The organism is Streptomyces sp. BBFR2 (assembly GCF_044497305.1).
Taxonomy (GTDB): domain Bacteria; phylum Actinomycetota; class Actinomycetes; order Streptomycetales; family Streptomycetaceae; genus Streptomyces.
The window spans coordinates 820,124-846,300 of sequence record NZ_CP172415.1 but is presented as its reverse complement, the minus strand read 5'-3'; the positions used below and the strand labels follow the sequence as shown (position 1 = coordinate 846,300).

Here is a 26,177-nt window from a genome sequence, read left to right as displayed (position 1 = left end):
GGTGCTCACACCTCGCCGCGCGGCTCCCGCACCCGCCGCCACACCGCCGGGACCGCGCCGACCAGCGCGGTCAGCGCCACCGCCGCCACCACGCCCTGCCACGGACGGCCGAACAGCGAACCGCCCGCCACCCCGATGAGCTGGTACGTAGCCGTCCAGGCCAGACAGGCGGGCGCATCGCCGCGGGCGAAGGTCGCAAGCGGCATCCGCGACAGCAGACACGCCAGCATCACCGGGATCCGCCCGGCCGGAACCAGCCGCGACACCGTCAGCACCAGCACCCCGTGCGTGCGGAGCCGCTCGCGCGCCCGCGCCAGCCGTTCGGGCGCCGCCTGAACGCGCAGCCGCTCCGGCCACCGCGACCCGCTCCCGGCGCGCAGCCCGCGGGCGCCCAGCCCGTACAGGCCCAGATCGCCGAGGAAGGCCGCGAGCGAGGCCACCCCGAAGACGTACAGCGGCGCGAGGGGCGACGCGTGGTGGAAGGCGACCACCGCCGCCGAGCTGACCACCGCGCCCGTCGGCACCACCGGCACCAGCGACCCCACGACCACCAGCAGGAACAGCGACGGATAGCCCACCGCCTGCTGCGTCGACTCCGGCGGCACCGCGGCCGCCAGCACCAGCGCGGGCGTCATCGCGCGATCACCGGCCGGACCCGTTCGCCGTGCGCGGGCCGGTACACCCGCACCCCCGGCGCCAGCAGCGCCGCCTGCCGCTCGAACTCCTGGCCCGGCGCGTGGAACTCGTGCGGCCGCACCGCGTCGAGACCGATCGGCCAGTACGTGCCGTAGTGCACCGGCACCGCGCACACCGGATCCAGCAGCGCCGCCGCCCGCGCCGCGCGCCGCGCGTCCAGATGCCCGCCGCCCAGGAACGGCCCCCAGCCGCCGACCGGCAACAACGCCACCTCGCACGGGCCGACCGCCTCCGCCATCGCGTCGTACAGCCCGGTGTCACCCGCGAAGTACGTCCGCGCGCGGCCCTGGACGACGTAGCCCAGGGCGGGCACCCGGTGCGGTCCGTACGGCAGCCGCCGCCCGTCGTGCGCCGCCGGGACCGCGGTGACGGTGACCGTGCCCGCGGCATCGGCCGCGACCGTCCCGCCCGGCGCCACCTCCGTCAGCCGCAGCCCGCGGGCGCGCACCACCCGCCGCAGCGCCGGCACCGCGGCGGCCGCGCCCCGCGGCACCACCAGACGGGTCCCGGGCGCGAGCCGGGCGAGGGAGGCGGGGTGGAGATGGTCGGCGTGCAGATGGGAGACGACGACGAGATCGGCGCGGGCGGCCTCGGGCGGCGGCAGGGCGCCGCGGCGGCGCCGCAGATGCGCCAGCCGGCGGGTGAAGAGCGGATCGGTGAGCACCCGCACCCCGGAGTCCTCGATCGTCGCGGTGGCATGTCCCCACCAGGTGATCTCCACCGGCACCGCGCACCTCCCGACTCCCGGCGCCGGACCTCTCGCGCGCGCCGGAACCCGATCCTGCCTCATCCCCGCCCCGCGCCCGGCGCCGGGGCCAACGGGACACAAGTCCGCGTATCGCTCGATTCCCGCCGATCACGGGGGTAAGGCTGACGGGTTACGCGTATATGACACGCTGGGGCGGACGCCCGTGCCGTGCGGCCCGGGGCCGCAGCGAAGGAGAGGAAGGCCGTGACCGGGCGGTGGAGATCCCTCGGCGGCGCCGCGCTGCGCGTACTCGCCGTCTGGGCCGTGTCCAGCCTCACCCTGCTGCTCCTCGCCACGGCGCTGCCGGACTTCCGCCTCCAGTCGCCCGGCGGCGACAGCCTCACCCGCACCGCGCTCAGCGCCGTCTACGGCGCCGGCGCCTTCGGCCTCCTCGGCGCGCTGGTCTGGCCGCTGCTGGTCCGCGCGTTCCTGCTGGTCCCCGCCCTCGTCCTGGGCCTGCTGGTCTTCTTCCTCAACGGCTCGCTGCTGCTCGTCGCCCTCGGCCTGCTCCCCGAGGGCCGCGGCCAGGTCGCCCCCGAGACCGCCGTGATCGTCGCCGCCGTGATGTCCGCGACCTCCTCGGCCACCTCCGCCTTCCTCGCCGTCCGCGACGACGAGGCGTACCGCAGACGGCTGGTGCGGCTCGCCGGACGCCGCGCCCGCCGCGCCGAGGCCGCCGCACCCCGCACCCCCGGCACCCTCTTCGTCCAGCTCGACGGCGTCGGCCACGACGTGCTGCGCGACGCGACCGAGGGCGAGCGGCCGCTGATGCCGACGGTGGCCCGCTGGCGCGCCGACGGCCACCGCCTCACCCCCTGGCACACCGACTGGTCCAGCCAGACCGGCGCCAGCCAGCTCGGCATCCTGCACGGCACCAACCACGACCTGCCCGCCTTCCGCTGGTACGAGAAGGAGAGCGGCCACACCCTCGTCAGCAACCGGCCGACCGCCGCCGCCGAACTCCAGCGCCGCGCGGTGGCCCGCACCGGCCACCCCGGACTCCTCGCCGACGACGGCGCCAGCCGCGGCAACCTCTTCAGCGGCGGCGCGGGTCAGCTCGCCCTCGTCATGTCGGTCGCCGCCCGCCGGGGCCGCGCCACCCGCTCCCGCGCCGGATACTTCGCCTACTTCTCCGACCCGGCCAACGCCACCCGCACCGCCGTCTCCTTCGCCGCCGAGATCCTCCGCGAGGCGGGCCAGTCGCTGCGGGCGCGCGCCCGGCGTGAGACGCCCCGGGTGGGCCGCGGCGGCCTCTACCCCGTCCTGCGCGCCTTCGCCACCGTCGTCGAACGGGACGTGGTCGTCGCCGCGATCGTCGGCGACCTCATCGCCGGACGCACCGCCGTCTACGCCGACCTCGTCGCCTACGACGAGGTCGCCCACCACTCAGGACCCCGCCACCGCGACACCCACCAGGTGCTCCGCGGCCTCGACCGGGCCCTCGCCCTGATCGCCGAGGCCGCCCGGCACGCCCCGCGCCCGTACCGCATCGTGCTCCTCTCCGACCACGGCCAGAGCCCCGGCGAGACCTTCCTGGAGCGCTACGGACTGAGCCTCGGCGACCTCGTCCGCGCCGGGTGCGGGCTGCCGGTGCCGCGCCGGGTACGCCGCACCCGCAGCGGCGCCGAGGCCCGCGAGGCGGCGCGCGCCGCGCTGGGACGGCCCGAGGACGCGGCACCGGAGCCCCCCGGGCAGACGCCGCGGAACGGAGCCGCCCCCGGCCGGTCCGGCGACGGCCATCGCGCCGTCTCCCAACCGGTGGTGCTGGCCTCCGGCAACCTCGGCCTGGTGTCGTTCCCGGACATGCCGGGCCGCGTCACCCGCGAGGAGCTGGACCGCCGCAACCCGGCCCTCCTCGCCACCCTCGCCAACCACCCCGGCATCGGCTTCCTGCTGATCCGCTCGGCGGCGCACGGCGCGGTGGTGCTCGGCCCGGCGGGCGCCGAACACCACCTCGACACCGGCCGGATCATCGGCGCCGACCCGCTCGCCCCGTTCGGTCCGGGTGCCGCCGACGCGGTACGCCGCACCGACGCCTTCCCGCACGTCGCCGACATCATGGTCAACTCCGCCTACGACCCGGCCACCGGCGAGGTGCACGCCTTCGAGGAGCAGATCGGCTCGCACGGCGGTCTCGGCGGTGACCAGAGCCGCCCCTTCCTGCTCGCCCCCGCCGACCTCTCACCCCCGGTCCCCGAGGGCGCCCCGCCGCTGACCGGCGCCGCCCGGGTCCACCACGTGCTGCGCCGCTGGCTGCGCGAGGCGGCGGAGACCGGCGAGGCGGCGGCCGCCACGCCGGTCGCCGATGAGGTGTGAGCCCGCCGCACGCCCCCGACCAGGGCGGACACCCGTTCGGTCGGGCGCCCGGGTTTTCCGCGTGCCGCCCGCCGTGCCGGAGATCCTCCGTCCCGGCGAACGGTTGACGGGAGCATTCGCGGCGATTTTGCGCCCCGCCCCGAACCGGTGACCATGTGCATCAGTCCGGCACACCGGACACCCCGGCACGACGAGAGACACCCCTTCCATGCACCGCAGCCCCGACGAGCGGCCCCCCGGAACGGGCGCGGCCACCGACGCACCCCCGCCGGCCCGCCGCTTCGGACTCGCCACCGCCACCTGCCTGGTGATGGGCAACATCATCGGCGGCGGCATCTTCCTGCTCCCCGCGTCCGTCGCGCCGTACGGCACGGTCAGCCTGGTCGCCTTCGGCGTCCTCACCCTCGGCGCTCTGGCCCTCGCCCTGGTCTTCGGCAAGCTGGCCCGCCGCCACCCGGAGACCGGCGGTCCCTACGTCTACGCCCGCGAGGCGTTCGGCGACTTCGCCGGATTCCTGTCGGCCTGGTCGTACTGGACCATGACCTGGGTCAGCAACGCCGCCCTCGCGGTCGCCGCCGTCGGCTACGTCCACGTCCTGCTGCCCGGCCACGCGGGGCGCGGCACCGACCTCGCCGTGGCGCTGGCCGCCCTGTGGCTCCCCGCGCTCGCCAACCTCGCCGGGACCCGCTACATCGCCGCCGTCCAGTTGGTCTCGACGGTTTTGAAGTTCGTCCCGCTGCTGTTCATCGCGATCGTCGGACTCTTCTTCTTCGACCCGGACAACCTCGGCTCGTTCACCGAGGGCAGCACCGGCACCCTCGGCGGACTCTCGGCCGCCGCCGCGATCCTGCTCTACAGCTACGTGGGCGTGGAGTCCGCGGCGATGAGCGCGGGCGAGGTCCGCGACCCGGAGCGCAACGTCGGCCGCGCCACGGTCCTGGGCACCCTCGGCGCCGCCCTCGTCTACCTCCTGGGCACCGTCGCCGTCTTCGGCACCGTCTCCCACGCCGCGCTGATCCACTCCAAGGCGCCGTTCTCGGACGCGGTCGACGCGATGTTCGGCGGCCACTGGGGCGGCACGCTGATCGCCGCCGCCGCCGTCATCTCGATCGTCGGCGCCCTCAACGGCTGGACGCTGATGTCCGCGCAGTCCCCGTACGCCGCCGCGCGGGACGGGCTCTTCCCCGCCGCCTTCCTGACCAAGCGGCGCGGGGTGCCGACCTTCGGCGTGCTGGCCGCCGTGGTGCTGGCCAGCGGCCTGACGGTGATCAACTACCTGCTGGGCTCCGGCGGCGTCTTCGAGATCCTGGTGCTCATCACCACCTTCTCGGCGACCGTCCCCTACCTCCTCGCGGCCGGCGCGCAGATCTACTTCCTGCTCACCGGCGAACGCGACCGGGTCCGCCCGGGCCGCTTCGCCCGCGATCTGGCCATGGCGCTCGCCGCGTTCGGCTTCACCTTCTGGCTCGTCGCCGGCGCCGGATACGCCGCGATCTACCAGGGCGTGCTGTTCCTCTTCGCCGGCATCCTCGTCTACGCCTGGATGGCCGCCCGCCGCACCTCCCGCACCACCGGCGCGGCCCCGGCGGCCCCCGAGGACACCCCGGCGCCGTGACCGGGCGCCCGGCCCGCCGCCGGGCGCCCGCCCGCACCCGCGTGCCACGCTGGAAGCCGTACGGGCCGACGGCCGCGGGCGTCCCCGCGCCCGGCCCGCCCGGCGCGGAGCGGCCGCGCCGGGGGACGACGAGGAGGCGACGGAATGCCCCAGCCGGAACCGCTCAGTGACCAGGACATCGACGCCCGGCTCGGGGACCTGCCCGGCTGGTCGGTCTCCGACGGGCTGCTGCGCCGCGGCTACCACTTCGCGGGCCACTTCCCGGCCGCCGCGATGGTCCTCCACATCGCCCAGATCCAGGAGGAACTGGGCCACCACGCCGACCTCACCCTCGGCTACAACCGGCTCGCCGTCGCGGTCAACACCCACAGCGCCGGCGGCCGCATCACCGCCCTCGACTTCGCCCTGGCCCACCGCATCGAGGCCATCGCCGCAGCGCACGGGGCGGACTGAGAGGGCGGACGCGGGAAGGTCACGGGCGGACGCGAGGCGGCGACGGGGGCCGGTGGCCGGAGCGCCCGGCCGCCCCGGGGCCGGATCACGCCCGGGGCGGGTGCCGCGCCCGGGCCGGACGCCGGGGTGCGCAGCGCCGCCGTACCGCCCCTGCCCGCAGCCTCAGCCCGAGGAGCGGCCGACCCCCGGGCCGGGTCGCGGCACCTTCCCCCGCACGGACGGCTCCGGGGCCGGCCCGGCCGCGGGGCCCGGTACGGAGTCCGGCGACGGCTCCGGCCGCGACGCGGGTCCGGGCCCGGCACCCGGCACGGCGTCCGGCTCCTGCCCCGCCGCGCGCCCCGGCTCCGAAGGCGCCACGGACTCCTCCCCGGACGGTGACGCCGCCCCCTCCTCCGCCCCGGACGCGAGGCCGGATCCGGCCGCCGGACCGGGCCCGGCCACGGACCCCCGGTCACCCCGGAAAGCGCGCCCGTCCCTCTCCCCGCCGTGCCACCCCGCCCGCCGCAGCTCCACGTTGAACTGGGCGCCCGAGAGCAGCGACAGATGGGAGAACCACAGCCAGATCAGGAAGACCACCGGCCCGGCCAGCGACCCGTAGAGGCGGTTGAACGTGCCGACGTACGACGCGTAGAAGGTGAACGCCGCCGACGAGACCAGCCACATCAGCACCGCGACCACCCCGCCCGGCACGGCGCGCGGCACCCCGCGCGAGGGCGGCGGGCCGGAGCGGTAGAGCACCATCACCCACACCACGGCCAGCAGCAACAGCAGCGGCCACTGGAGGAGGTTCCAGGTCTCCTCACCGGCCTCGCCCAGGTCCAGCGCCCGGCCCAGGGCCGTCGCGATCGGCCCGCTCACCAGCAGCGCCACCGCCGAGCTGATGAGCAGCGCGATCAGCAGCAGCGCGGTGGCGAGGATGCGCGGCGCCTTCCGCCACGGCGGCCGGTCGTCCTTCACCCGGTTCATGGCGTGCAGCGCCCGCCGGAACACCGCGAGATAGCTGCACGACGACCAGACCGCACTGACCAGCGCACCGCCGACCAGCATCCACGCGGCGGTCCGCTGATGCGCCATGCCCACCAGCGCCCGCCGCAGCGTGGGCCCGGAATCGGCCGGCGCCAGCGACGTCAGATGGTTGATCAACTGCTCGGTGGCCGGGGGATCGGCCAGCCCGATCAGCGACACCGTCACGATCGTCGAGGGCAGCAGCGCCAGCACGGAGTAGTACGTCAGGCTCGCCGCCCAGTCCGTCACATCGTCGTGCCACACCGACAGCGGCGTCCGGCGCAGCGCGGTACGCCACTGCCGCGCCGTCGGCAGCGCCCGCCGCGGCCCGCCGCCCGGGGCGGCCCCGGCGCTCACCCGGACCTCCCGCGGCGGCGCGGCGCGACGGCGCCCGGCGGTGTGCGGTGCGGCCCGCGGCCTGAACCGCTCCCGGCCATGTCGTATCCATCCTTCACGTGAGCAGGGGGGATGTCGGTACGCGCCCAGGGGCGACGCCGCCCGGGTCAGGGCATCAGGTGGTGGGCGGGCGCCAGCCGGATCACCAGACGCGGCGGCCCGGTAAGGCCCAGCAGATCGCGCAGGGCGCGCAGCTCCGCGGTGAGCGCGGCCCGCGCCTCGGCCGGATCACCGAACACCAGCACCGCCCGGACCACGGCCCGGCCGCCGCGCACCCGCACCCGGGCCCGCGCGATGCCCGGCACCCGCAGGGCGGTGTCCCGCAGCAGGGTGCCCACTCCGCGCCGGTCGAGGGCGGCGACCGGCAGCCGCGCCCCGGCGCCCTCCCGGAGCCCGCCCGGCACCAGGGCCAGCGCCACCATCGCCACGCCCAGCAGCGCCAGCAGCGCGCCGCCCGCCACCAGCCATCCATCGGCCAGTCGCAGGGCGGACACCACCCCGTCGAGCAGAGCGGTGAGCACCCCCGTCCGCCCGGCGGGCCCGGGGAGCGGCCGGGCGCCCCACACCACCGCCGCCGCGGCACCGCACGGCACCACGGCAGCCACCGTCAGCGCCGCCCGCCACCGGCGTTCCGTTCCCCGCATCCTCGTCCTCCTCGGCCCGGGTGCCCGGCGCTCCCCGGTCCCTTCCGCCCCACCGGACACTTCCGGCATCGCGTCCGCCCCTCTCGCCTGCCCACTGTCCCCGTGAAGTCAACCTCATCCGGCGGCCCCGCCGTGCCCGAACCCCTCCCGATAGGGGGCCGGGCCGGATTCCGCGCCCGTCCTCAGCAGTGCCGGTACACGTAGCCGTCCTCCCCCTCCGGCCGTACGTCACGATCGCGCAGGGTCAGGGAGAGGCGCTCGCCCCAGTGGCGGCAGCCGCCGGTGAAGTCCCGGGTGCGGTATTCGATGTCGAAGACCCGGCCGTCGTAGGCGGACAGATAGCGGTCGCACTCCCGGTAGCGGGCGCACTCCTCGGTCACCGCGAAGTCGAAGCCGATCCGGCCTTTCCGCCCGAGCAGATCGGCGGTGTTCTTCTGCGCGAAGGCCAGCCCCCGCGCGTGCGCCCGCCGCGCCAGCAGCCCGGCGAACGCCGCCGCGTCGTCCGCGTCGAGCCGCCCGCCGGAGCGTTCGTACGAATCGAGGTTGTCGGCCTCGACGGCGTCGAAGCCCGCCGTGGCGCAGCCGTCGATCCAGCCGCCCACGATCTTCGCGGCGGCGGTGCGCTTCGCGGGCGTGGACACGTCCAGCAGCGGCTCGTCCCAGTCCTCGTCGATCACCAGCGGCCCGTCGTCGCCGTCCTCGTGCAGCAGCAGATCGGGGTGGTGCCGCCGCCACCAGCCGACCGCCGCGCCGGGCTGCGTCTGGAAGGCGTTCACGTAGCAGACGGAGTAGCGGCCCTTCGCCGGTTTCGCGGTGCGGTCGCGGGAGACCACCCGCACGTCGTCCCGCGGCGGATACGCGCCGCCCAACTGGTAGTCGAAGACGGCGTCCGCGGGCGGCAGTCGCACCTTTCCGGACGCGGCGGTGGCGGGCCGTGCCCCGGCCGGGCCACCGGCGGTGGGGGAGCACCCGGCGAGGGCGGTCACCGAGCACCACAGGGCGAGGAGCAGCACGGAACGGCGGAACGGGCGGCGCACGACGGCATCAGCTTTCGGTCGGGGGCACCCCGGGGAACCGGCCCGGCGACGGACCGGGAGCACACGCGCGGCGCGCTCGACGGGACACCGGAAGCGTACGCACCGGGGCGCGGCGGGCCGACGGGCGCCCCCTGCGGGGCTGTTCCCCGGTACGGCCACCGGGGAACGGACCGCCGGTGCCCCCTCGTACGGCTATGAGGCCAGGGCCGCGCCGGTCACCGATTCCGGCCGGGTCGCCCGGCCTCCGGCCTCGTCGCGGTCACCGCCGGGCCCATGGCGCCGCGGGCCCGGCTCTCCGTACGGTCGTGGCCACCGGGCCGTTCCGGGCGCGCGGTCGCCGTGCCCCGCCCGGCCGGGTCCGGCCCGGGCCCGGCCTTGTCCGGCCACCCGGCCTCCGCCCCGCCGCACGGTCACGGCCGCCGGGTCCCCGCGCCCTGGAGCGACAGGCCCCCGTTTCCCCCGCTCAGCCCGCCTCCAGCCCCCTCGCCCGGCGGAAGCGGACCAGGCCGTCGGTGAGGTCGACCAGCGGGGGCGGATAGTCCAGCGCGGCCCGTTCCCGGGGATCCAGCCGCCACGGGCGATGGGCGGCGGCGCCCGGCAGCTCGGCCAACTCCGGTACCCAGCGCCGTACGTACGCGCCGTCCGGGTCGAAGCGGCGGCCCTGGGCGACCGGGTTGAGGACGCGGTTGGGGCGGGTGTCGGTGCCGGTGCCCGCCACCCACTGCCAGTTGAGCTGGTTGTCGGCGACATCGCCGTCCACCAGCAGATCGAGGAAGTGCCGCGCCCCGACCCGCCAGTCCACGTACAGCGTCTTCGCCAGGAAACTCGCGGCCAGCAGCCGGGCACGGTTGTGCGTCCACCCCTCGTGCCGCAACTGCCGCATCGCCGCGTCGACCACCGGATAACCGGTACGCCCCTCCCGCCAGGCCGCCGCCTCCGCGCCGTCGCCCCGCCAGCGGTCGCCCCGGGGCCGGTAGTCCGCCCACGCCGCCGCGGGACGCGCCGCCAGCACCTGATGGTGGAAATCCCGCCAGGCGAGCTGCCGTACGAAGGCACGCGCCCCCGCGTCGCCCCGGGCCGCCGCCTTGCGGACCAGCTCCACCGGGGAGACGCACCCGAAGTGCAGATACGGCGACAGGCGCGAGGTGGCGTCGCCCGGCAGATCGTCGTGCCGGTCCTCGTAGGCGGCCATGCCCGCGCGTTGCCAGGCGGCGAAGCGGCGCCGCCCGGCCGTCTCGCCGCCCTCCGGGAGCCCCGGCGAGGGGCGGCCCCCGGGGCAGAGCTCCCCGGCCGTCGGCAGCGCCGCCGAGCGCACCCCTTCCGGCACCGTCAAGGCGCGCGGCGCGGCCGTCACCGGACGTGTCCCCTCGGCCTGCCACCGCCGGAAGTACGGTGTGAACACCGCGAAATGGTCCTTGCCCGCCCCGGAACGGGAACCGCCTGAGGGGACCACCGCACCCGGCGGCACCGCCGTGATCACCGCGTCGTGCACCACCAACCTCCGCCCCGCGGCGGTGAGTTCACGGTCGAGCCGCCGCTCCCGGCGCGCCGCGTAGCCGGACACCCCCGCCGCCAGATGCACCTGCCCGGCGCCGCACTCCGCCGCCACCTTGCAGGTCTCGGCCACCACCTCACCCGTACGGATGACCAGCCGCCCGCCCCGGGAGCGCAACCGCGCGTCGAGATCGGCCAGCGCCTGCGCCAGGAAGGCGGCCCGGTTCGCCGTCACGAACCCGGCCGCCGCCACCCCCGCATCCACGACGAACAGCGGCACCACCCGCCCCGCGGCGCGCACCGCCGCCCGCAGCACCGGCTGATCGTGCACCCGGAGGTCGGAGGTGAAGAGACATACGGCGGTATCCATACGCCCACCTTGGCGCACCCGCCGAGTGATCTCCGGGCGCCGCCGGGCCGCCCCGCGTGCCGCACGAACCACCGCCCGGCTCCGCCTCGTACCTGCTCGTCACCCGGCCGGGGCAGCCGCCCGGCCAGGTCGAACCCTCCGCCCGGCCAGGCCGCCCGACCCCGGCCGGACGCCGCCCCTCCGGCACGAACCGGCCCCGCCGCGCACCGCCCTCAGCCGAACGCCAGCCCCCGCCAGGGCGACGCCGGATCCTGGGTGAGCACCCGGTGCACATGCACCGTCTCGGCGTACGGGGCGCCGAACCAGCCGTTGTCGAAGGCGAGCAGCCGGCCCAGCGTGTACCCGGCCGCGTACCCCTCCCAGGAGTCGTACGCCTCCCGGGCCAGCGCACCGACCCGCAGGACCGCCTCCTCGGCCTGCGGCGGGGCGCACAGCCGCGCGCTCAGGCCCCGGCGGACGAGATCCACCGCGTGGGCCAGGTCCAGCGCCAGCACCGAGGCCACCCGCCCGTCCGCGGGCAGCAACCCGTCCGTACGCAGCCGCTCCTCGTACCGCGTCACCAGCTCGGGCATCCCGCCGTCCGCCGCTCCGCCGTCCTCGTCGGAGGTGCCGTCTTGGCGGGCGCGGAGCGCCGCCTCGGTGCCGGCGGGCAGGAAGTGGCCGCCGAGAAGCTGCTCCAGCCGCTCCTGCCAGGACGCCGGATCGGTCACCGACCACTGCTCGCGCAGCGTCTGCGCGTCCGTGGCGTGGTCGAGGACGAGGGTGCCCAGCTCGTTCCACGGCACGCTGTGATGGACCGCGAGCGGCGCCCCGCAGGCCAGGCCCTGCGCCGGCGGCCCGTGCAGCGGCCCGGCGGCGAGCGTGGTCAGCAGCCCGCCGGGCCGGACGCCGAAGTGGGCGCGCGCCTGGAGCCAGCCCGTACGGTGCGCGGGCGTCGCCGTGAGGTACGCGGCCGCCGGCGTCCCCGGGTTGACCGCGAGCCGCCACTTGTCGTTCGGCCAGTCCTGCGCCAGCTCTTCGACCGAGACCCGGTCGAAGAACTGCTGCGGCTGCCAGGGCGGCAGCATGCCCCGGGTCAGCACCGGCAGACACGTCCCGCCGGCCACCGGGTCGTCGTAGACCGGCAGCGGATCCTGGCCCGGCTGCGGCGCCACCAGGTAGAGATCCTCGCCCGCCACGGCCGCGACCTGGCCCTGCAGATCGCCCCGCGCCGTCGCCTCACACAGCCGCCGCTCGGTGTCCGTCGGCGGCATCCATACCGGAGTTCCCATCCGGCCGACCCTATGGCGTCCGTCCCGGACCGCCGCCACCAGGGAGTCTCTTCCCGCCACCGGTGGCCTTGCCGAACCGGCAACGAAGCTTGCCTCCCGCCGGTGACCGGTCCAGGCTCGCCCCATGACGCACGACGAGGCCCACGGCACCGCCCATCCGCACACCCCCGCGCACGACCACGGCACGCACGCCCCCGGACACCGCCACGGTGACGCCGACATGGACTGGGAGGTGATGGGCCCGCTCCTGGAGAGCGGCGCCGAACTCCACTCCGCCGTCTTCGAACAGGCCGCCGCCTGGCTGCGCACCCTCACCCCGCAGGGCACCCCCGTCCGCCGCGTCCTCGACGTCGGCAGCGGCCCCGGCGTCGCCACCTGCCTGCTGGCCCGCGCGTTCCCGGAGGCGGAGGTCGTCGCGGTCGACCCGACGCCCGCACTGCTGGACCGCACCCGCGCCCGGGCCGCCGCCCTCGGCCTCGACGGCCGCGTCACCACCCATCGCGCCGAACTCCCCGACGGCCTGGACACCCTGCCCGGTGACGCGCCGACGGACCTGGGCGGCCACCCGACCGGGCCCGTGGGCGACGCCGACCTCATCTGGTCCAGCCGGACCCTGCACCACGTCGGCGACCAGCGGCGCGCCGTCGCCGCACTCGCCCGCCACCTGCGCCCCGGCGGCGTTCTCGCCCTCTCCGAAGGCGGCCTGCCGCAGCGCTTCCTGCCCCGCGACATCGGACTGGGCCGCCCGGGACTCCAGGCGCGGCTGGACGCGGCGACCGAGGAGTGGTTCGCGCGGATGCGGGCCTCGCTGCCCGGCGCCGAGAACACCGTCGAGGACTGGCCGGCCTTCCTCACCGACGCCGGACTGACCGCCCCGCGCAGCCGCAGCTTCCTCGTCGACCTGCCCGCCCCGCTCTCCGCCGAGGGCCGCGCGTACGTGAGCACCGGACTGGCCCGCGCCGCCGAGGCGTTCGGCGACGACCTCGCCCCCGACGACCTCGCCACCGTCACCCGCCTCCTCGACCCCCACGACCCGGCCGGCCTCGCCCGCCGCCCCGACGTCTTCCTCCTCGCCGCCCAGACCGTGCACGCGGCCCGCGCGCGGTAGGGGCGCCCTTCCGGTGCCGCACCGCGCGACGGCCGCCGTCCCGCCCGCGGACGGCCCGCACCGGACGCCCACCCCCTGATCCACGAGGCACGGAAAACCCCTGGCCCCGCGCCCCGGAACGCCGCCCGTCCGGCGACCGGGGCGCGCGGGCCGCGCCCCGGAACGCCGCCCGGCACCGGTGACATGGCAGCCCCGGCGGCCCCTGGTTACGCTCGACCGGGGGACCGACGACCCGATCCAGGGAGGCTTCGATGAAGCTGGTGCCCGAACCACGTGACGTCGCCCCGCGCCTGGCCACCGGCGCGTTCATCCTCAACTCCGGCCTGGGCAAGCTGAAGGCCGACGAGGAGACCGCCGCCGGGATCCACGGCATGGCCTGCACCGCGTACCCGTTCCTGGACAAGCTCGAACCGGGCACCTTCGTCCGGCTGCTGGCCTGGACGGAGGTGGCCGTCGGCAGCGCCCTGCTCGTCCCCGCCGTCCCCAGCCGCCTCGCCGGACTCGGCCTCACCGGCTTCTCCGCCGGCCTCGTCGGCCTCTACCTCCGCACCCCCGGGATGCGCGAGCCCGGCAGTCTGCGCCCCACCCAGAACGGCATCCCGCTCGCCAAGGACAGTTGGATGCTCGGCATCGGGCTGAGCCTCCTGGGCTCCGGCGCACGCTGGGGCTGCTGCCGGGGGCGCCGCCGCTGCCGCCGCTGAACCGCCCACCGGGGGCCGTCCGCCGGGCCCGGCTGCCGTTCGGCCGGACGATGCGCGTGCGACACGGCGCGCTCCGCCGACCGGCCGAACCCGTTCGCGATTCCGTGTGCCTCCGCATCACTCGAATGCAGCATGTACGACTGGCCGGTTTGTTCGTTGGACCGGGCGTGACGTCAGCACGCGCCAGTGACCGCGCACGGCCGGGTGGCCCCGCCGCACGCCGAGCCGCCGGACCCGGCGGGCCGCCCCGCCGCCGTCCCGCCGGCCGCCGCGGTACCTGCGCGGGGCCGCCGCCCGCCCGCCGTACGTCCGCCCGGGCCCGGCGTATACGCGGATTCCGCCCCGCCGCCGCGCGCCCCCGGGCGTCCGGCGCCGCGGCCCGGGGACGGCCCGGCGCCGCGCACCGCCCGTGAACGTCCCCCTGCGACCACGTCCCTCACCCGACCCGGCCCCGCCCCCGCGGGCCCGCCCCGGCGCCGGCCGCCGGAGCGGGCCCGCGGCGCACGCGCGCCCCGGCCGGTCCTCCTCCCGAAAGACATGACGTGCACGAGACCCAGACCTACATCCCGGCACAGCAGACCGATGAATTCGTGCCGAGCCACGGCACCTTCTCCCGTACGGTCCGGGACGCCGAACCCCAGGTCGGCATCCCGCTGTTCGCACCTCAGCCGGACCCTTACGGGTTCGAGGCGGTCGCCTGGGAGAACGTCCCGGTGTGGGAGACCGACGGACCGGCGCCCCAGGATCCGCACCTGAGCGCCGGATACCCGGCGCCGCCACCCGCCGGGCCCGCCATCAGCCATGCGCGCACCCGGCAGCACCGGCCCGGCATCCACCGCGCCGACGGCGTCCGGCTGCGGTCCTGGGCGCGGCGGGTGAGCGCCGCCGTCGCCGCCCTGACCGCCGTGATGATCAGCGTGCTGGGCGCCATGGTCTGCTACGCGCCACTGCGCGCCCTCGCCTCCCAGGGCGCCTCCGGCGGCCTCGCCGACCTGTGGCCGCTGCTGATCTACGGCCCCTGGATGGTCGCGTCGATCGCCATCCTGCGCGCCTCCGTCAACGGCCGCCGCGTCGCGCACTCGTGGTGCGTGGTGATCCTCTTCTCCGCACTCGCCGTCGTGCTGTGCGTCGCGCACGCCCCGCTGACGCTCTCCGCCATCAGCGTCGCCGGGCTGCCGCCGATCACCGCACTGCTCTCGTTCCATCAGTTGGTGCGCCAGATCGAGCCGCCCGCGCCGCCGCGCCCCGCCCCGGCGGAGGAACCGGGCAACGGACACCACCGCAAAGCGCCCAGCCGCCCGTAGATCACCGCCCGCACCGCGACGCGCCGCCGCCCCGACGGACCGGGGCAGCGGCGCGTTCTCGTCCGCGGTGCTCAGACCACGTCGAACGTGGCCGGGTCCGGACCGAGGCGGGTGCCGTTGTCGAGACCGGCGAGGGCCGCGAGGTCGGCGTCGTCCAGCGCGAAGCCGAAGATGTCGATGTTGGCGGCGATCCGCGACGGCGTCACCGACTTCGGGATGACGACGTTGCCGAGCTGGAGGTGCCAGCGCAGCACCACCTTGGCGGGCGTCACACCGTGCTTGGCCGCGATCTCCGCGAGCACCGGCTCGGACAGCAGACCCTTGCCCTGGCCCAGCGGCGACCACGCCTCCGTCGCGATGCCGTGCCGGGCGTGCACCGCGCGGGCCTCGGCCTGCGGGAAGTACGGGTGCAGCTCGATCTGGTTGACCGCCGGGACGATCGAGGTCTCGCCCAGCAGCCGCTCCAGGTGGGCGGGGAGGAAGTTGGAGACGCCGATGGCCCGGGCGCGGCCCTCCTCGTAGATCTTCTCGAAGGCGCGGTAGGTGTCGACGTAGGTGTCCTTGGCCGGCAGCGGCCAGTGGATCAGGTAGAGGTCGACGTGGTCCAGCCCCAGCTTGTCCAGGGAGGCGTCGAAGGCGCGCAGTGTGGCGTCGTAGCCCTGCTCGGCGTTCCACAGCTTGGTGGTGACGAACAGCTCGTCACGGGGGATGCCGGAGGCCGCGAGCGCCTTGCCGGTGCCCTCTTCGTTGCCGTAGATCGCGGCGGTGTCGATGCTGCGGTAGCCCGCCTCCAGGGCGTGGCCCACGGCGGCGGTCGCTTCGTCGTCCGGCACCTGCCAGACGCCGAACCCGAGCTGCGGCATCGCGACGCCGTTGTTGAGCGTGATGGTGGGGACCTGGCTCACAGGGATCGATCCTTACGTTGCGGGGGAGGTGCGGAAGGAACAACGATCTTCCGCCGTCACGCATTCCCCGTGAGGAGAGAAATTCCGCCCGGCGGCCCGGCTGCCCGGCGATCCGGCCGGGGCCCGCCGTCCGCCCCCACCTGGGCATCAGCCCCGGTAGAGCGCCTCCACCTCAGCCGTGTACGCCGCCTCTATGGCCTTCCGCTTCAGCTTCAGCGACGGCGTCAGCAGCCCCTGCGCCTCGCTGAACTGATGGGCCAGTATCCGGAACGTACGGATCGACTCGGCCTGCGACACCAAGGTGTTCGCGGCGACCACGGCGCGCCGGATCTCCGTCTCCAGATCCGGGTCCCGCACCAGCTCCACCGGGCGCATGTCGGGCTTGCCGCGCATCGTCAGCCAGTGGCTGACGGCCTCCGGGTCCAGCGTCACCAGCGCCGCGACGAACGGCCGGTCGTTGCCGACGACGAGGCACTGCGCCACCAGGGGGTGCGCCCGGACCCGGTCCTCCAGCACCACCGGCGAGAGGGTCTTGCCGCCGGAGGTGACCAGGACCTCCTTCTTGCGGCCGGTGATCGTCAGATAGCCGTCCTCGTCGAGGGCGCCGAGGTCACCGGTGGCGAACCAGCCGTTGTGCAGTACGGCCCCGGAGCCCTGCGGATCGCCCAGGTACCCCTGGAAGATCTGGTCGCCGCGCAGCCAGATCTCCCCGTCGTCCGCGACATGGACGGTGATGCCGGGGACGGGGATGCCGACGGTGCCGAACCGTGTCCGCTCGGGCGGGTTGGCGGTCGCGGCGGCGGTCGACTCCGTCAGGCCGTACCCCTCGAAGATCCGCACCCCGGCGCCGGCGAAGAACAGGCCGAGGCGGCGCTCCATACGGGAGCCGCCGGACATCGCGTGCCGCACCCGGCCGCCCAGCGCCTCCCGGACCTTGCTGTAGACGACCTTGTCGAAGAACTGGTGCTGCATCCGCAGGGCGGCACCCGGCCCGGGGCCGGTGCCGAACGCCTTGCGCTCCAGGGCCTCGGCGTAGCGGACCGCGACGTCGACGGCCTTGTCGAACGGACCTTCCCTCCCCTCGGCCTCCGCCTGCCGCCGGGCCGCCGCGAAGACCTTCTCGAAGACGTACGGCACGGCGAGGATGAAGGTGGGCCGGAAGGCCCGCAGGTCGGGCAGGAGGGCGCGGGCGCTCAGCTCCGGCTGGTGGGCCAGTTTGACCTTGCCGCGCAGGGCGGCGACCTCGATCATCCGGCCGAAGACGTGCGACAGCGGCAGGAAGAGCAGGGTGGACGCCTGGTCGCCGGGCCGGGAGTGGAACGCCGCCTCGTACCGCTCGACGATGTTGTCCGCCTCGGCCATGAAGTTGGCGTGGGTCAGGACGCAGCCCTTGGGGCGGCCGGTGGTGCCCGAGGTGTAGATGACGGTGGCGATGGCGTCCGGGGTGACGGCCATCCGGTGGCGGTGCACCACGTCGTCGTCGAGGTGCGCGCCGGCCGCGGTCAGCTCGGCCACCGGGTCCGCGTCCAACTGCCACAGGCGGCGCAGCCGCGGCAGCCGGCCGATGACCGAGCCGACGGTCATCGCGTGGTCCTCGTGCTCCACCAGACAGGCGGTCACGCCCGCGTCGTGCAGCATCCAGAAGACCTGCTCGGCGGAGGACGTCGGGTACAGCGGTACGGACTGGCCGCCGATCGACCAGACGGCGAAGTCGAAGACGGTCCATTCGTAGCGGGTGCGGGACATGATGCCGACCCGGTCGCCGAAGCGGACGCCCTGGGCGAGCAGCCCCTTGGCGAGCGCCATGACCTCGTCCCGGAACCGCGCGGCGCTGACGTCGCGCCAGCGCCCCTCGCCGTCCTTACGGGCGAGCACGATCCGCTCCGGATCGCGTGCCGCCTGGTCGAAGACGCTGTCCGCCAGCCCGCCGACCCGGGGCCCGGTCGCCAACGGCTCCACGGTGAACTCGCGCAATGACCCGCTCCTTGTGGTACTCCTCACACGGCCGCGACCGTACCCCACGGCATCGCTCCGCGACAGGGCGTTACCACCCTCCGAACGGGCCGGGCCGCCCGACGGCCGTCCGGAGGAAACGGACCACTCCCCGGAAGACCGGACACGCACCGGTCATCTCCCTGCGGAACGATCACGACCCCGGGACCGTATCTGCACCGAATCTCTGCACCGCGGGGGTGAATCCGGGGCGCCGCACCGGCCGGAAGCCGAGGCCATGGGTCACCGTCCGTCACGGGAGCTGCAACCGGTCGCCCCCGGCCAGGATCGCGTCGGCCAGCGCCTCGGCGGGGCCGCGGGCGGCGGCGGTGGCGCGCCGTCCGTGCAGCAGGACGAAGTCCACCCCGCCCAGCTCCGGCAGGCCCGCCCGGGGTGCCATCCGCACCAGGCCCGGCGGGATCATGCCGAGGGTGTGCGCCATCACCCCGAGCCCGGCGCGGGCGGCGGCCACCAGACCGTTGAGGCTGCCGCTGGTGCAGGTGATGCGCCAGGCCCGGCCGTGCTCCTCCAGGCATTCCAGCGCCCGGGCGCGGGTGACCGCGGGCGGCGGGAAGACGACCAGCGGCACCGGCCGGTGCGGATCGAGCCGCAGCCGGTCGCTGCCCACCCACACCAGCCGGTCCCGCCACACCAGCCGGCCCCCGGGCCCCTCCGGTCGCCGCTTGGCCAGGACGAGGTCGAGCCGCCCGGCCGCCAGCAGTTCGTGGAGGGTGCCGGAGAGTTCGACGGTCAGCTCCAGATCGACCTCGGGGTGGTCGCGGCGGAACCCCTCCAGAACCTCCGGCAGCCGCGTCAGGACGAAGTCCTCGGACGCGCCGAACCGCAGCCGCCCGCGCAGCCGGGTACCGGTGAAGAAGCCGGCGGCGCGCTCGTTCGCCTCCAGGATCGTGCGGGCGAAGCCGAGCATCGCCTCGCCGTCCTCGGTCAGCTCCACGCCGTGGGTGTCCCGCGCGAACAGCCGCCGCCCGGCCGCCTCCTCCAGCTTCCGTACGTGCTGGCTGACGGTGGACTGCCGCAGCCCGATGCGGTGCGCGGCCTGGGTGAAGCTCAGGGTCTGCGCGACGGTCAGGAACGTACGCAACTGCGCGGGGTCGAACACGGGGCACCTCGGGTGGGTGGCGATCCGGCCACCGTGGGCCGCGCGCCGGGGGAGCGGAGTGGCCGGAACGGGCCGGTGGGATCATGGTAATCACGTTCCGGAATCACAGTGAGCGCGGCGAGCGGGGTTCCCGATATCCGGGGTCCCCGGCACGCTGGAGAGGGCACCGTCCATGCCGCCGCCCGAATGTCACCGACCCGAAGTGAGACCATGCGCCGCCCTGCCCTCGCCCTTCCCTCCTGGCTCCCCGTGGACGGATACATCCTGGCGCTCCTCGCCACCGTCGGACTCGCCGCGCTGTGGCCGGCCACCGGCGCGGGCGCCACCGTCGCCGACTCCGCCGCCACCGGAGCCGTCTCCTTCCTCTTCTTTCTCTACGGCGCCCGCCTCTCGACCGCCGAGGCGATGGCGGGGCTGCGCCACTGGCGGCTCCATCTGACCGTCCTGGCCTGCACGTTCGTGCTCTTCCCGCTGCTCGGTCTGGCCGCCCGCGGACTGGTGCCGTACGTCCTGCCGGGCGGGCTGTACACCGGTGTGCTCTTCCTGTGCCTGGTGCCGTCCACGATCCAGTCGTCGATCGCGTTCACCTCCATCGCGCGCGGCAACGTCGCGGCGGCGATCTGCGCCGGGTCGTTCTCCAGCCTCGTCGGCATCGTCGTCACCCCGCTGCTCGCCGCGCTCGTCCTGGACGGCGAGGGGCCGGGCGTCTCCGGTGGCGCGCTGGTCTCGATCGTCTGCCAGTTGCTGGTGCCGTTCGTGGCGGGGCAGGTGCTGCGCCGCTGGATCAGCGGGTTCCTCACCCGGCACAAGAAGATCCTCGGCCTCGTCGACCGCGGCTCGATCCTGCTGGTCGTCTACAGCGCCTTCAGCGCCGGGGTGAGCGCCGGGATCTGGCACCAGGTCTCGCCGCTGCGGCTGCTGATCCTCCTCGGCGTCCTGGGCCTGCTGCTCGCGATCATGCTGACGCTGACGTCGTACGGCTCCCGGAAGCTGGGCTTCGGGCGGGCCGACCGGATCGCGATCACCTTCGCGGGTTCGAAGAAGAGCCTGGCCGCCGGGTTGCCGATGGCCAGCGTCCTCTTCGGGGCCCAGGCGGGCCTGGCGGTGCTGCCGCTGATGCTCTTCCACCAGATGCAGTTGATGGTCTGCGCGGTGCTGGCGAAGCGGTACGCGGCGCGGGCTGAGGCGGAGGCTCCGGAGGCGGACTCCCCCGAGGCGGACTCCCCGGGGGATTCCCCGGCGGGCGACGCTCCGGCCGGGGCCCCGGCCGGTGAGCCGGTCGGCGCCGGGGAGTCCAGGTAGGGCCGCCTCCGCGGCCCGCTTCCGTCAGGGTGCCGTCACCCGGTCCAGGCCCAGGCCGAGCACGACAGGTCCGGACGGTGCCCGGCCGGTGGTGCGCAGTGCGGTCAGGTCGGTGTCGGACAGGGCCCGGCGGTATACGGTCACCGCGTCCAGGGCGCCGGTGAAGTGGGCGCGGCCGTCGAGGCGTGTGCCGAGGCGGACGCCGAAGGACCCGCCGCGGCTGACCGACCCCGGCACGTCCGGTGCGGCCGTCGTCGTGGCGTCCACCGTCAGCAGCAGCCGGCCGCCGGTGCGGCGCAGCGCCAGCAGATGCCAGCGGCCGTCGTCGTAGGCGCCCGCCGTCGACACCGTCGCGGTGCCCGGGGGCGCGGCGCCCGCGACGGCGGTCAGGGTCGCCGTGATCCGGCCGCGGGCCGGGTCCCCGACCAGGGTGACCTGCGGGGACCGGCCGCCCGAGCCGCCCATCCACAGCAGTGGCTGTTCACCGCCGCCCGCCTCGTGGCGGAACCACAAGACGCAGGTGAACGCCGCGTCGTCCAGCGGCAGCGAGGTGCGGAAGGGGACGCGGACCGCGTCGTCGGCGCCGTCGAAGGCGAGGGCCCGGCCGAGGACGCCGGGGGTGGTGCGGGCCCCGCCGAGGACGGTGGCCGGGCGGGCGCCGGGCGCGCGGTCCCCGGTGGTGGGGCCGGGCGGGTGGCGCGGCCCGAGCCAGGCGTCGGTGAAGCGGGCGAACCGCATCTCGTCGCGGGCGTCGGCGGCGCCCGCCTCGTAGAACAGCCCGGTCAGGCCGGGGGCGACGGGGACCAGGTCGGAGTAGCCGGACCAGTCGCCGGTGACCCGGACGCCCTCGTCGGCCTCCTCCCAGGTGCGGCCCTCGTCGTACGAGGAGCGGAGCGTCATGGCGCGGCGGCGGTCCGGGTCGGCGGGGGCGGCGAGGAGGGTGCGGCTGCCGCCCCCGGCGGTGGGCAGCCGGAGCACCGACGCCTGCACCATCGGCGCGAGGAAGCCGGGCAGGGTCCGGAACGGGTGGGTGAAGGACGCGCCGCCGTCGCGGCTGACCGCTTCGGTGCGGTTGCCGAGGTCCGTGCCGTCCTGTTCGCGGGCGTTGACGTAGACGGAGCCGTCGGCGCGCTCCAGCAGCGTCATCTCGGACGGTTTCTGGCGGAACGTGCCGTCGGCGGCGACCGGCCAGGTGTCGACGGCGCCGAGGCGCCAGGTGGTGCCGCCGTCGTCGCTGTGGACCAGCGCGGCGTGGTTGGCGGTGACCCGGCCGCCGGCGTAGCTCTCGGCGTTGACCCCGAGGACGAGCCGCCCGGCGTGGCGGCCCCGGGTGAGCTGGATGCCGTGCACCGGGCCCGTCGCGTACCAGGAGTTCCACCGCGCGGGCCGCAGGGAGCGGCTCAGGTCGCGCGGCGCCGACCAGGTGGCGCCGTCGTCGTCGCTGTACTGCAGATGCGGGGTGCGCTCGCACGGAATCGCGCAGTTCAGGCCGTCGGTGCGGCCCTTGTTGTACGTCTCGGCGAGGACGATGCGGCCGGTGCGGCGGTCCACGACCGGCGCCGGATTGCCGTGGGTGTCGCCGCCGCCTTCGTTGATCACCTGGAGCGGGCCCCAGGTCCGGCCGCCGTCGGCGGAGCGTTTGAGGACGAGATCGATGTCCCCGGCGTCGCCGCAGTCGTGCACCCGGCCCTCGGCGAAGGCGAGCAGGGTGCCCCGTACGGAGCGGACGACCGCCGGGATGCGGAAGCAGGCGTAGCCCGGGTCCTGGGCCGCGCTGAAGAGGATCCGCTGGTCGAAGCCGCCGGGCGGGGCCGCGGCCCGGTCGGTGGCGGCGCCCGCGGGGGCGGCGGGGAGCAGCGCGAGCGCGAGGACCGCCAGGGTGGTGAGGGCGGCGAGGGCGCGGCGCCGCCGGGGTCTGCGGTGGGGGATGGAGTGTGCGCGCAGGAGTGACGTCATGATCCGGCCTGCCCTTCGAGGCATCGGCGTCATCCACAGGACATCCCACGTCCCATGTCGTGTGACGGAACGTACTGCCGTCACTACGGAGCGACAAGGAGGGTGCGGTCGTTCCCTCGCGGCCCCGGCGAATTCACCCGTCCGGCTCGGGAGGGCCGTGCCGTACGGGGTGGACGGGGCCACTGTGCCAGGGGCGGGGCCGTGGCCGGCGTCCTGCTCCGACCGTCACTCCGCCGCGCCGGAGGCCGGCGCCGGGGTCGCGTCCCGGAGCCCGCTCGCCGCGCCCCGGCGAGCCCGGCGTCCCGGCACCCGGGCAGCCCCCCGGCCGCCACCCCGTCACCCCGCCGCTTCGGAGCCCCACGCCGCGTCGGGCCGGAGCACGACCTTCCCCAGGTTCGCGCGTGCCTCGATCAGGCGGTGGGCCGCCGCCGCGTCGCTCAGCGGCAGTTCGGCGTGGATCGTGGCCCGCAGGCGTCCGGACGCGGCCAGCTCCCACAGCCGCGCGCGGTGCTCCGCGTACCGCTCCGGCCGCGTGGTGGCGAAGTGGCGCATCGTCATCCCGGTCACGGTCTTCGCCCCGGCCAGCAGGTCATGCGCGAGGAGGGTGCCGCCGCCGGAGCTGAACTGGATCAGGCGTCCGCCCGGGGCCAGTGCGCCGAGCGCGCGCGGCAGCAGGTCGCCACCGGCGCCGTCCAGGACGACATCGACCGGCGCGCCCCAGGACTCCTGGTCGTAGGTGACGGCCTCGTCGGCGCCGAGCGCCCGGGCGAACGCCGCCTTCTCCGGAGTGGAGACGGCGGCGACCACGCGGGAGGCGCCCTGGAGTGCGGCGAGTTGGACGGCGAGGTGGCCGGTGGCGCCCGCCGCGGCGGTGATCAGCACCGACTCGCCGTCCCGGAGCGCCGCGGTGTCGAGCGCGGCCAGCGCCACATGCCCGCCCCGGACCAGCGCGACGGCCTGTGCGGCGCCCACCCCGTCGGGGATGCGGGACGCCATCCGGGCCGGGGCGAGGGCGAGTTCGGCGTACGCGCCGGGGTGGCCGAGGGCGGCGATACGGTCGCCGACCGCGAAGCCGGTGGTTCCCGGGCCGAGCGCGACGACCTCCCCGGCCAGCTCGTCGCCGGGCAGTCCGGGCAGCGGCCCGCCACCGCGCACCCGGCGCACCATGGGCAGGGTCACGCCGATCGCCTCCGGCCGGACCAGCAGGTCGCCGGGGCCCGGCACCGGGGCCTCGGCCTCCTCGACGCGCAGGACCTCGGGGTCACCGTGGGAGTGGAAGCGGACGCGGCGCATACGGATACCTCCGGGAGGAGCGGAAGGGCTACGGAACGTTGGGCGGCCCAACGGTATGCGCAATCATGGGGAACACCAACGGTTTTTCGTTGGGAAGGCCCACGGTTTTCTGCCGGGGAGCCCAGGGGACGGCGCTACGGTGGAGGCATGGCCGACACCCCGTACGCCCCCCGTCGCATCCGCGCGCTGCCGAGCTGGCTGCTGGGCCGGGCCGCCGCCCGGGGCCACCGGCTGGTCGCCGAGGCGCTCGCCGCCGAGGGCATGCGGATGATGCACCACGCCGTGCTCTGTGCCGTCGCCGAACTGGGCCCGGTCTCCCAGGCGGAGCTGGGGCGCACCCTGGGCATCGACCCGAAGGACATGGTCACGGCCGTCGGCGACCTGCAACGCGACGGGCTGGTCACCCGCACGCCCGACCCCCGCGACCGGCGGAAGAACGCCGTCGAGGTCTCCGAGGAGGGGCTGCGGCGGCTGCGCCGCACCCAGCGGCTCGGCGACCGGGCCAACGCCGAGCTGACCGCCGCCCTGACCCCGGCCGAACGCGAGCAGTTGATCGGCCTGCTCACCCGGATCGTCCGCCCGGCCGACGACGCCGCCGCGGAAGGGAAGGACGGCGGCTGACGGCCCGCCCGGCCGGGCGGACCCGCCCCGCCTCAGCTCCCGGCGACCGCCTCGTCGAGACCGAGCCGGTGGGCGCCCGCGTAGACGTTCATCGAGCTGCCGCGGAGGAAGCCGACCAGCGTCAGGTCCGTCTCGGCGGCGAGGTCGACGGCGAGGGACGACGGCGCGGAGACGGCGGCGAGCACGGGAATCCCGGCCATCACCGCCTTCTGCGCCAGCTCGAAGGAGGCCCGTCCGGAGACCATCAGCACGCACGACGACAGCGGCAGCCGGTCCTCCTGGAGCGCCCGCCCGACGACCTTGTCCACCGCGTTGTGCCGCCCGACGTCCTCGCGTACGTCCAGCAGTTCGCCGTCCGGGCGGAACAGCGCCGCCGCGTGCAGTCCGCCCGTCCGGTCGAAGACCCGCTGGGCGGCGCGCAGCCGGTCGGGGAAGGTGCTCAGCGTCTGAGGGGTGAGGCGGACCCCGGGGCCCGGGAGGCTGCCCGGCGCCCAGCGCGCGGTGGTCCGCACCGCCTCCAGGCTCGCCTTGCCGCACAGTCCGCACGACGACGAGGTGTAGACGTTCCGCTCCAGGGAGATGTCCGGCACCGGGACGCCGGGCGCGAGGCGGACGTCGACGACGTTGTAGGTGTTCGCGCCGTCGTCGGTGGCGCCCGCGCAGTAGACGATGTTCGCCAGCTCCGCGGCGGAGGCCAGGACACCCTCGCTGACCAGGAAACCGGCCGCGAGCGCGAAGTCGTCGCCCGGGGTGCGCATGGTGACCGCCAGCGGTTTGCCGTTCAGCCGGATCTCCAGCGGCTCCTCGACGACCAGGGTGTCCGGCCGGGCGCCGGCGGATCCCTCCCGCACGCGGATGACGCGGCGCCGTTCGGTGACCCGTCCCATGTCTGCCTCCACCCGTCGCGCTGTGACCCGGCCGTACGTCCCGTGCCCCGCGCCCGGGGAGCGCTCCCGGGGTGACGGCGGCCGCCGGTTGCCGGTGCGGCGGGACGGGTACAACCGTGCAACGTACTCGGTAAACTGTAGACGATAGCCAATAGGCCGTCAGGCGCCTCCCGGAAGGCGCGCCCGGCCACCACACCAAGGGGGACCGATGCTGTCCAGCGGACTGCCGCACGGAGCCGTCCCGAAGCTCGAACGGCCCGGCCCGCTGCGCGAGCGGGTCTACGAGACGCTGCTCGAACTCATCACCACCCGCGCCCTGCGCCCCGGGGCCCACCTGGTGGAGAGCGAACTCGCCGGGCACCTCGGCGTCTCCCGGCAGCCGGTCCGGGAGGCGTTGCAGCGGCTGAACACCGACGGCTGGGTCGATCTGCGGCCCGCCCAGGGCGCGTTCGTCCACGAGCCGACCGAGGAGGAGGCCGACCAACTGCTGACGGTCCGTACGCTGCTGGAGGCCGAGGCCGCCCGGCTGGCCGCCGCGCACACCGGATCGCCCGGCATCACCGCGCTGGAGGAGCTGTGCGTCACCGGTGAGCGTGCGGTGCGCGAGGATGACGTGGACGGCGCGGTCGCGGCCAACGCCGCCTTCCACGCCAAGGTGATGGAGCTGGCCGGCAACACCGTCCTGGCCGAGCTGGCCGAGCAGGTCGGCCGCCGGGTGCGCTGGTACTACACCCCGGTGGCCCGGCAGCGCGGCGCGCAGTCCTGGATCGAGCACCGCGAGCTGATCGCCGCCATCGCCGACCGCGACGAGGCCCGCGCCACCGCCGTGATGCGCGCCCACACCGAACACACCCGCCGGACGTACCACGAGCGGGAACGGGAGAGCGGGCCGGACGAACGGCGCGGCTGACCGGCGGCGGGCCCGGGCCCCGGCCCGCTCCGG

At 75.7% G+C, this 26,177-nt stretch carries 21 protein-coding genes and 1 pseudogene; 9 read left to right on the top strand and 13 right to left on the bottom strand.

Annotated elements, in window-relative coordinates; all coding sequences use genetic code 11:
• Positions 1 to 5 precede the first annotated feature (5 nt).
• Both ACGH2B_RS03050 and ACGH2B_RS03045 read right to left on the bottom strand, forming a co-directional pair.
• Positions 6 to 635, bottom strand: coding sequence for a DedA family protein (locus ACGH2B_RS03050; protein ID WP_399083631.1), 630 nt, complete (start codon positions 633 to 635; stop codon positions 6 to 8).
• Positions 632 to 1,423, bottom strand: a complete 792-nt coding sequence (locus tag ACGH2B_RS03045) for an MBL fold metallo-hydrolase (RefSeq protein WP_399083628.1) — start codon at positions 1,421 to 1,423, stop codon at positions 632 to 634. Before ACGH2B_RS03045 ends, ACGH2B_RS03050 begins: the two co-directional genes overlap by 4 nt.
• Before the next feature lie 225 nt (positions 1,424 to 1,648).
• Between ACGH2B_RS03045 and ACGH2B_RS03040 the strand changes: the two genes are divergently transcribed.
• From ACGH2B_RS03040 to ACGH2B_RS03030, 3 genes are all read left to right on the top strand, one after another.
• Positions 1,649 to 3,760 carry a phage holin family protein gene (locus tag ACGH2B_RS03040; RefSeq protein ID WP_399083624.1) on the top strand — a complete coding sequence of 704 codons (2,112 nt, stop codon included), beginning with the start codon at positions 1,649 to 1,651 and terminating at the stop codon, positions 3,758 to 3,760.
• Between the two features lie 208 nt (positions 3,761 to 3,968).
• A complete protein-coding gene (locus tag ACGH2B_RS03035; protein ID WP_399083621.1) occupies positions 3,969 to 5,375 on the top strand; it encodes an amino acid permease in 1,407 nt (468 codons plus the stop codon).
• 144 nt (positions 5,376 to 5,519) lie between these two features.
• Positions 5,520 to 5,828 carry a 4a-hydroxytetrahydrobiopterin dehydratase gene (locus ACGH2B_RS03030; RefSeq protein WP_399083618.1) on the top strand — a complete coding sequence of 103 codons (309 nt, stop codon included), beginning with the start codon at positions 5,520 to 5,522 and terminating at the stop codon, positions 5,826 to 5,828.
• A 492-nt stretch (positions 5,829 to 6,320) separates the two neighbouring features.
• Here ACGH2B_RS03030 and ACGH2B_RS03025 read toward each other — a convergent pair.
• From ACGH2B_RS03025 to ACGH2B_RS03005, 5 genes and pseudogenes are all read right to left on the bottom strand, one after another.
• Positions 6,321 to 7,190 (bottom strand): annotated as a pseudogene (locus tag ACGH2B_RS03025) (YihY/virulence factor BrkB family protein); the annotation flags it as partial.
• A 146-nt stretch (positions 7,191 to 7,336) separates the two neighbouring features.
• Positions 7,337 to 7,873: a DUF6286 domain-containing protein gene (locus tag ACGH2B_RS03020; protein ID WP_399083615.1), complete on the bottom strand. Its 537-nt coding sequence runs from the start codon at positions 7,871 to 7,873 to the stop codon at positions 7,337 to 7,339.
• A gap of 182 nt (positions 7,874 to 8,055) precedes the next feature.
• Entirely contained in the window at positions 8,056 to 8,910 is an 855-nt protein-coding gene (locus ACGH2B_RS03015; protein ID WP_399083612.1) for an endo alpha-1,4 polygalactosaminidase, read from the bottom strand.
• A gap of 463 nt (positions 8,911 to 9,373) precedes the next feature.
• Positions 9,374 to 10,774 carry a cryptochrome/photolyase family protein gene (locus ACGH2B_RS03010; protein WP_399083609.1) on the bottom strand — a complete coding sequence of 467 codons (1,401 nt, stop codon included), beginning with the start codon at positions 10,772 to 10,774 and terminating at the stop codon, positions 9,374 to 9,376.
• A gap of 212 nt (positions 10,775 to 10,986) precedes the next feature.
• Positions 10,987 to 12,027, bottom strand: coding sequence for a DUF1266 domain-containing protein (locus tag ACGH2B_RS03005; RefSeq protein ID WP_399096651.1), 1,041 nt, complete (start codon positions 12,025 to 12,027; stop codon positions 10,987 to 10,989).
• A 142-nt stretch (positions 12,028 to 12,169) separates the two neighbouring features.
• On the opposite strand from ACGH2B_RS03005, the gene ACGH2B_RS03000 reads away from it, so the two are divergent.
• From ACGH2B_RS03000 to ACGH2B_RS02990, 3 genes are all read left to right on the top strand, one after another.
• Positions 12,170 to 13,153: a class I SAM-dependent methyltransferase gene (locus ACGH2B_RS03000; protein ID WP_399083606.1), complete on the top strand. Its 984-nt coding sequence runs from the start codon at positions 12,170 to 12,172 to the stop codon at positions 13,151 to 13,153.
• Between the two features lie 251 nt (positions 13,154 to 13,404).
• A complete protein-coding gene (locus tag ACGH2B_RS02995; protein WP_399083603.1) occupies positions 13,405 to 13,854 on the top strand; it encodes a hypothetical protein in 450 nt (149 codons plus the stop codon).
• 542 nt (positions 13,855 to 14,396) lie between these two features.
• Positions 14,397 to 15,158: a DUF2637 domain-containing protein gene (locus tag ACGH2B_RS02990; RefSeq protein WP_399083600.1), complete on the top strand. Its 762-nt coding sequence runs from the start codon at positions 14,397 to 14,399 to the stop codon at positions 15,156 to 15,158.
• 71 nt (positions 15,159 to 15,229) lie between these two features.
• Here the strand turns inward: ACGH2B_RS02990 and ACGH2B_RS02985 are convergent, their stop codons facing one another.
• The 3 genes from ACGH2B_RS02985 to ACGH2B_RS02975 form a co-directional block, all read right to left on the bottom strand.
• Positions 15,230 to 16,063: an aldo/keto reductase gene (locus ACGH2B_RS02985; RefSeq protein ID WP_399083597.1), complete on the bottom strand. Its 834-nt coding sequence runs from the start codon at positions 16,061 to 16,063 to the stop codon at positions 15,230 to 15,232.
• 147 nt (positions 16,064 to 16,210) lie between these two features.
• Positions 16,211 to 18,037 carry an AMP-dependent synthetase/ligase gene (locus ACGH2B_RS02980; RefSeq protein ID WP_399083594.1) on the bottom strand — a complete coding sequence of 609 codons (1,827 nt, stop codon included), beginning with the start codon at positions 18,035 to 18,037 and terminating at the stop codon, positions 16,211 to 16,213.
• Positions 18,038 to 18,308: 271 nt separating this feature from the next.
• A complete protein-coding gene (locus tag ACGH2B_RS02975; protein ID WP_399083591.1) occupies positions 18,309 to 19,175 on the bottom strand; it encodes a LysR family transcriptional regulator in 867 nt (288 codons plus the stop codon).
• A gap of 210 nt (positions 19,176 to 19,385) precedes the next feature.
• Here ACGH2B_RS02975 and ACGH2B_RS02970 point away from each other — a divergent pair, with 210 nt between their 5' ends.
• Positions 19,386 to 20,477 (top strand): bile acid:sodium symporter family protein, encoded by a 1,092-nt coding sequence (locus ACGH2B_RS02970; protein WP_399083588.1) that lies wholly within the window; start codon positions 19,386 to 19,388, stop codon positions 20,475 to 20,477.
• 24 nt (positions 20,478 to 20,501) lie between these two features.
• Here the strand turns inward: ACGH2B_RS02970 and ACGH2B_RS02965 are convergent, their stop codons facing one another.
• Both ACGH2B_RS02965 and ACGH2B_RS02960 read right to left on the bottom strand, forming a co-directional pair.
• Positions 20,502 to 22,433, bottom strand: a complete 1,932-nt coding sequence (locus ACGH2B_RS02965; protein WP_399083585.1) for an exo-alpha-sialidase — start codon at positions 22,431 to 22,433, stop codon at positions 20,502 to 20,504.
• 336 nt (positions 22,434 to 22,769) lie between these two features.
• A complete protein-coding gene (locus ACGH2B_RS02960; protein WP_399083582.1) occupies positions 22,770 to 23,726 on the bottom strand; it encodes a zinc-binding alcohol dehydrogenase family protein in 957 nt (318 codons plus the stop codon).
• A gap of 147 nt (positions 23,727 to 23,873) precedes the next feature.
• Between ACGH2B_RS02960 and ACGH2B_RS02955 the strand changes: the two genes are divergently transcribed.
• Positions 23,874 to 24,347 (top strand): MarR family winged helix-turn-helix transcriptional regulator, encoded by a 474-nt coding sequence (locus ACGH2B_RS02955; RefSeq protein ID WP_399083579.1) that lies wholly within the window; start codon positions 23,874 to 23,876, stop codon positions 24,345 to 24,347.
• Between the two features lie 32 nt (positions 24,348 to 24,379).
• Here the strand turns inward: ACGH2B_RS02955 and fdhD are convergent, their stop codons facing one another.
• Entirely contained in the window at positions 24,380 to 25,234 is an 855-nt protein-coding gene (gene fdhD, locus ACGH2B_RS02950; protein ID WP_399083576.1) for a formate dehydrogenase accessory sulfurtransferase FdhD, read from the bottom strand.
• A gap of 208 nt (positions 25,235 to 25,442) precedes the next feature.
• Between fdhD and ACGH2B_RS02945 the strand changes: the two genes are divergently transcribed.
• Positions 25,443 to 26,144 (top strand): GntR family transcriptional regulator, encoded by a 702-nt coding sequence (locus tag ACGH2B_RS02945; protein WP_399083573.1) that lies wholly within the window; start codon positions 25,443 to 25,445, stop codon positions 26,142 to 26,144.
• The last annotated feature ends 33 nt before the right edge of the window (positions 26,145 to 26,177 follow it).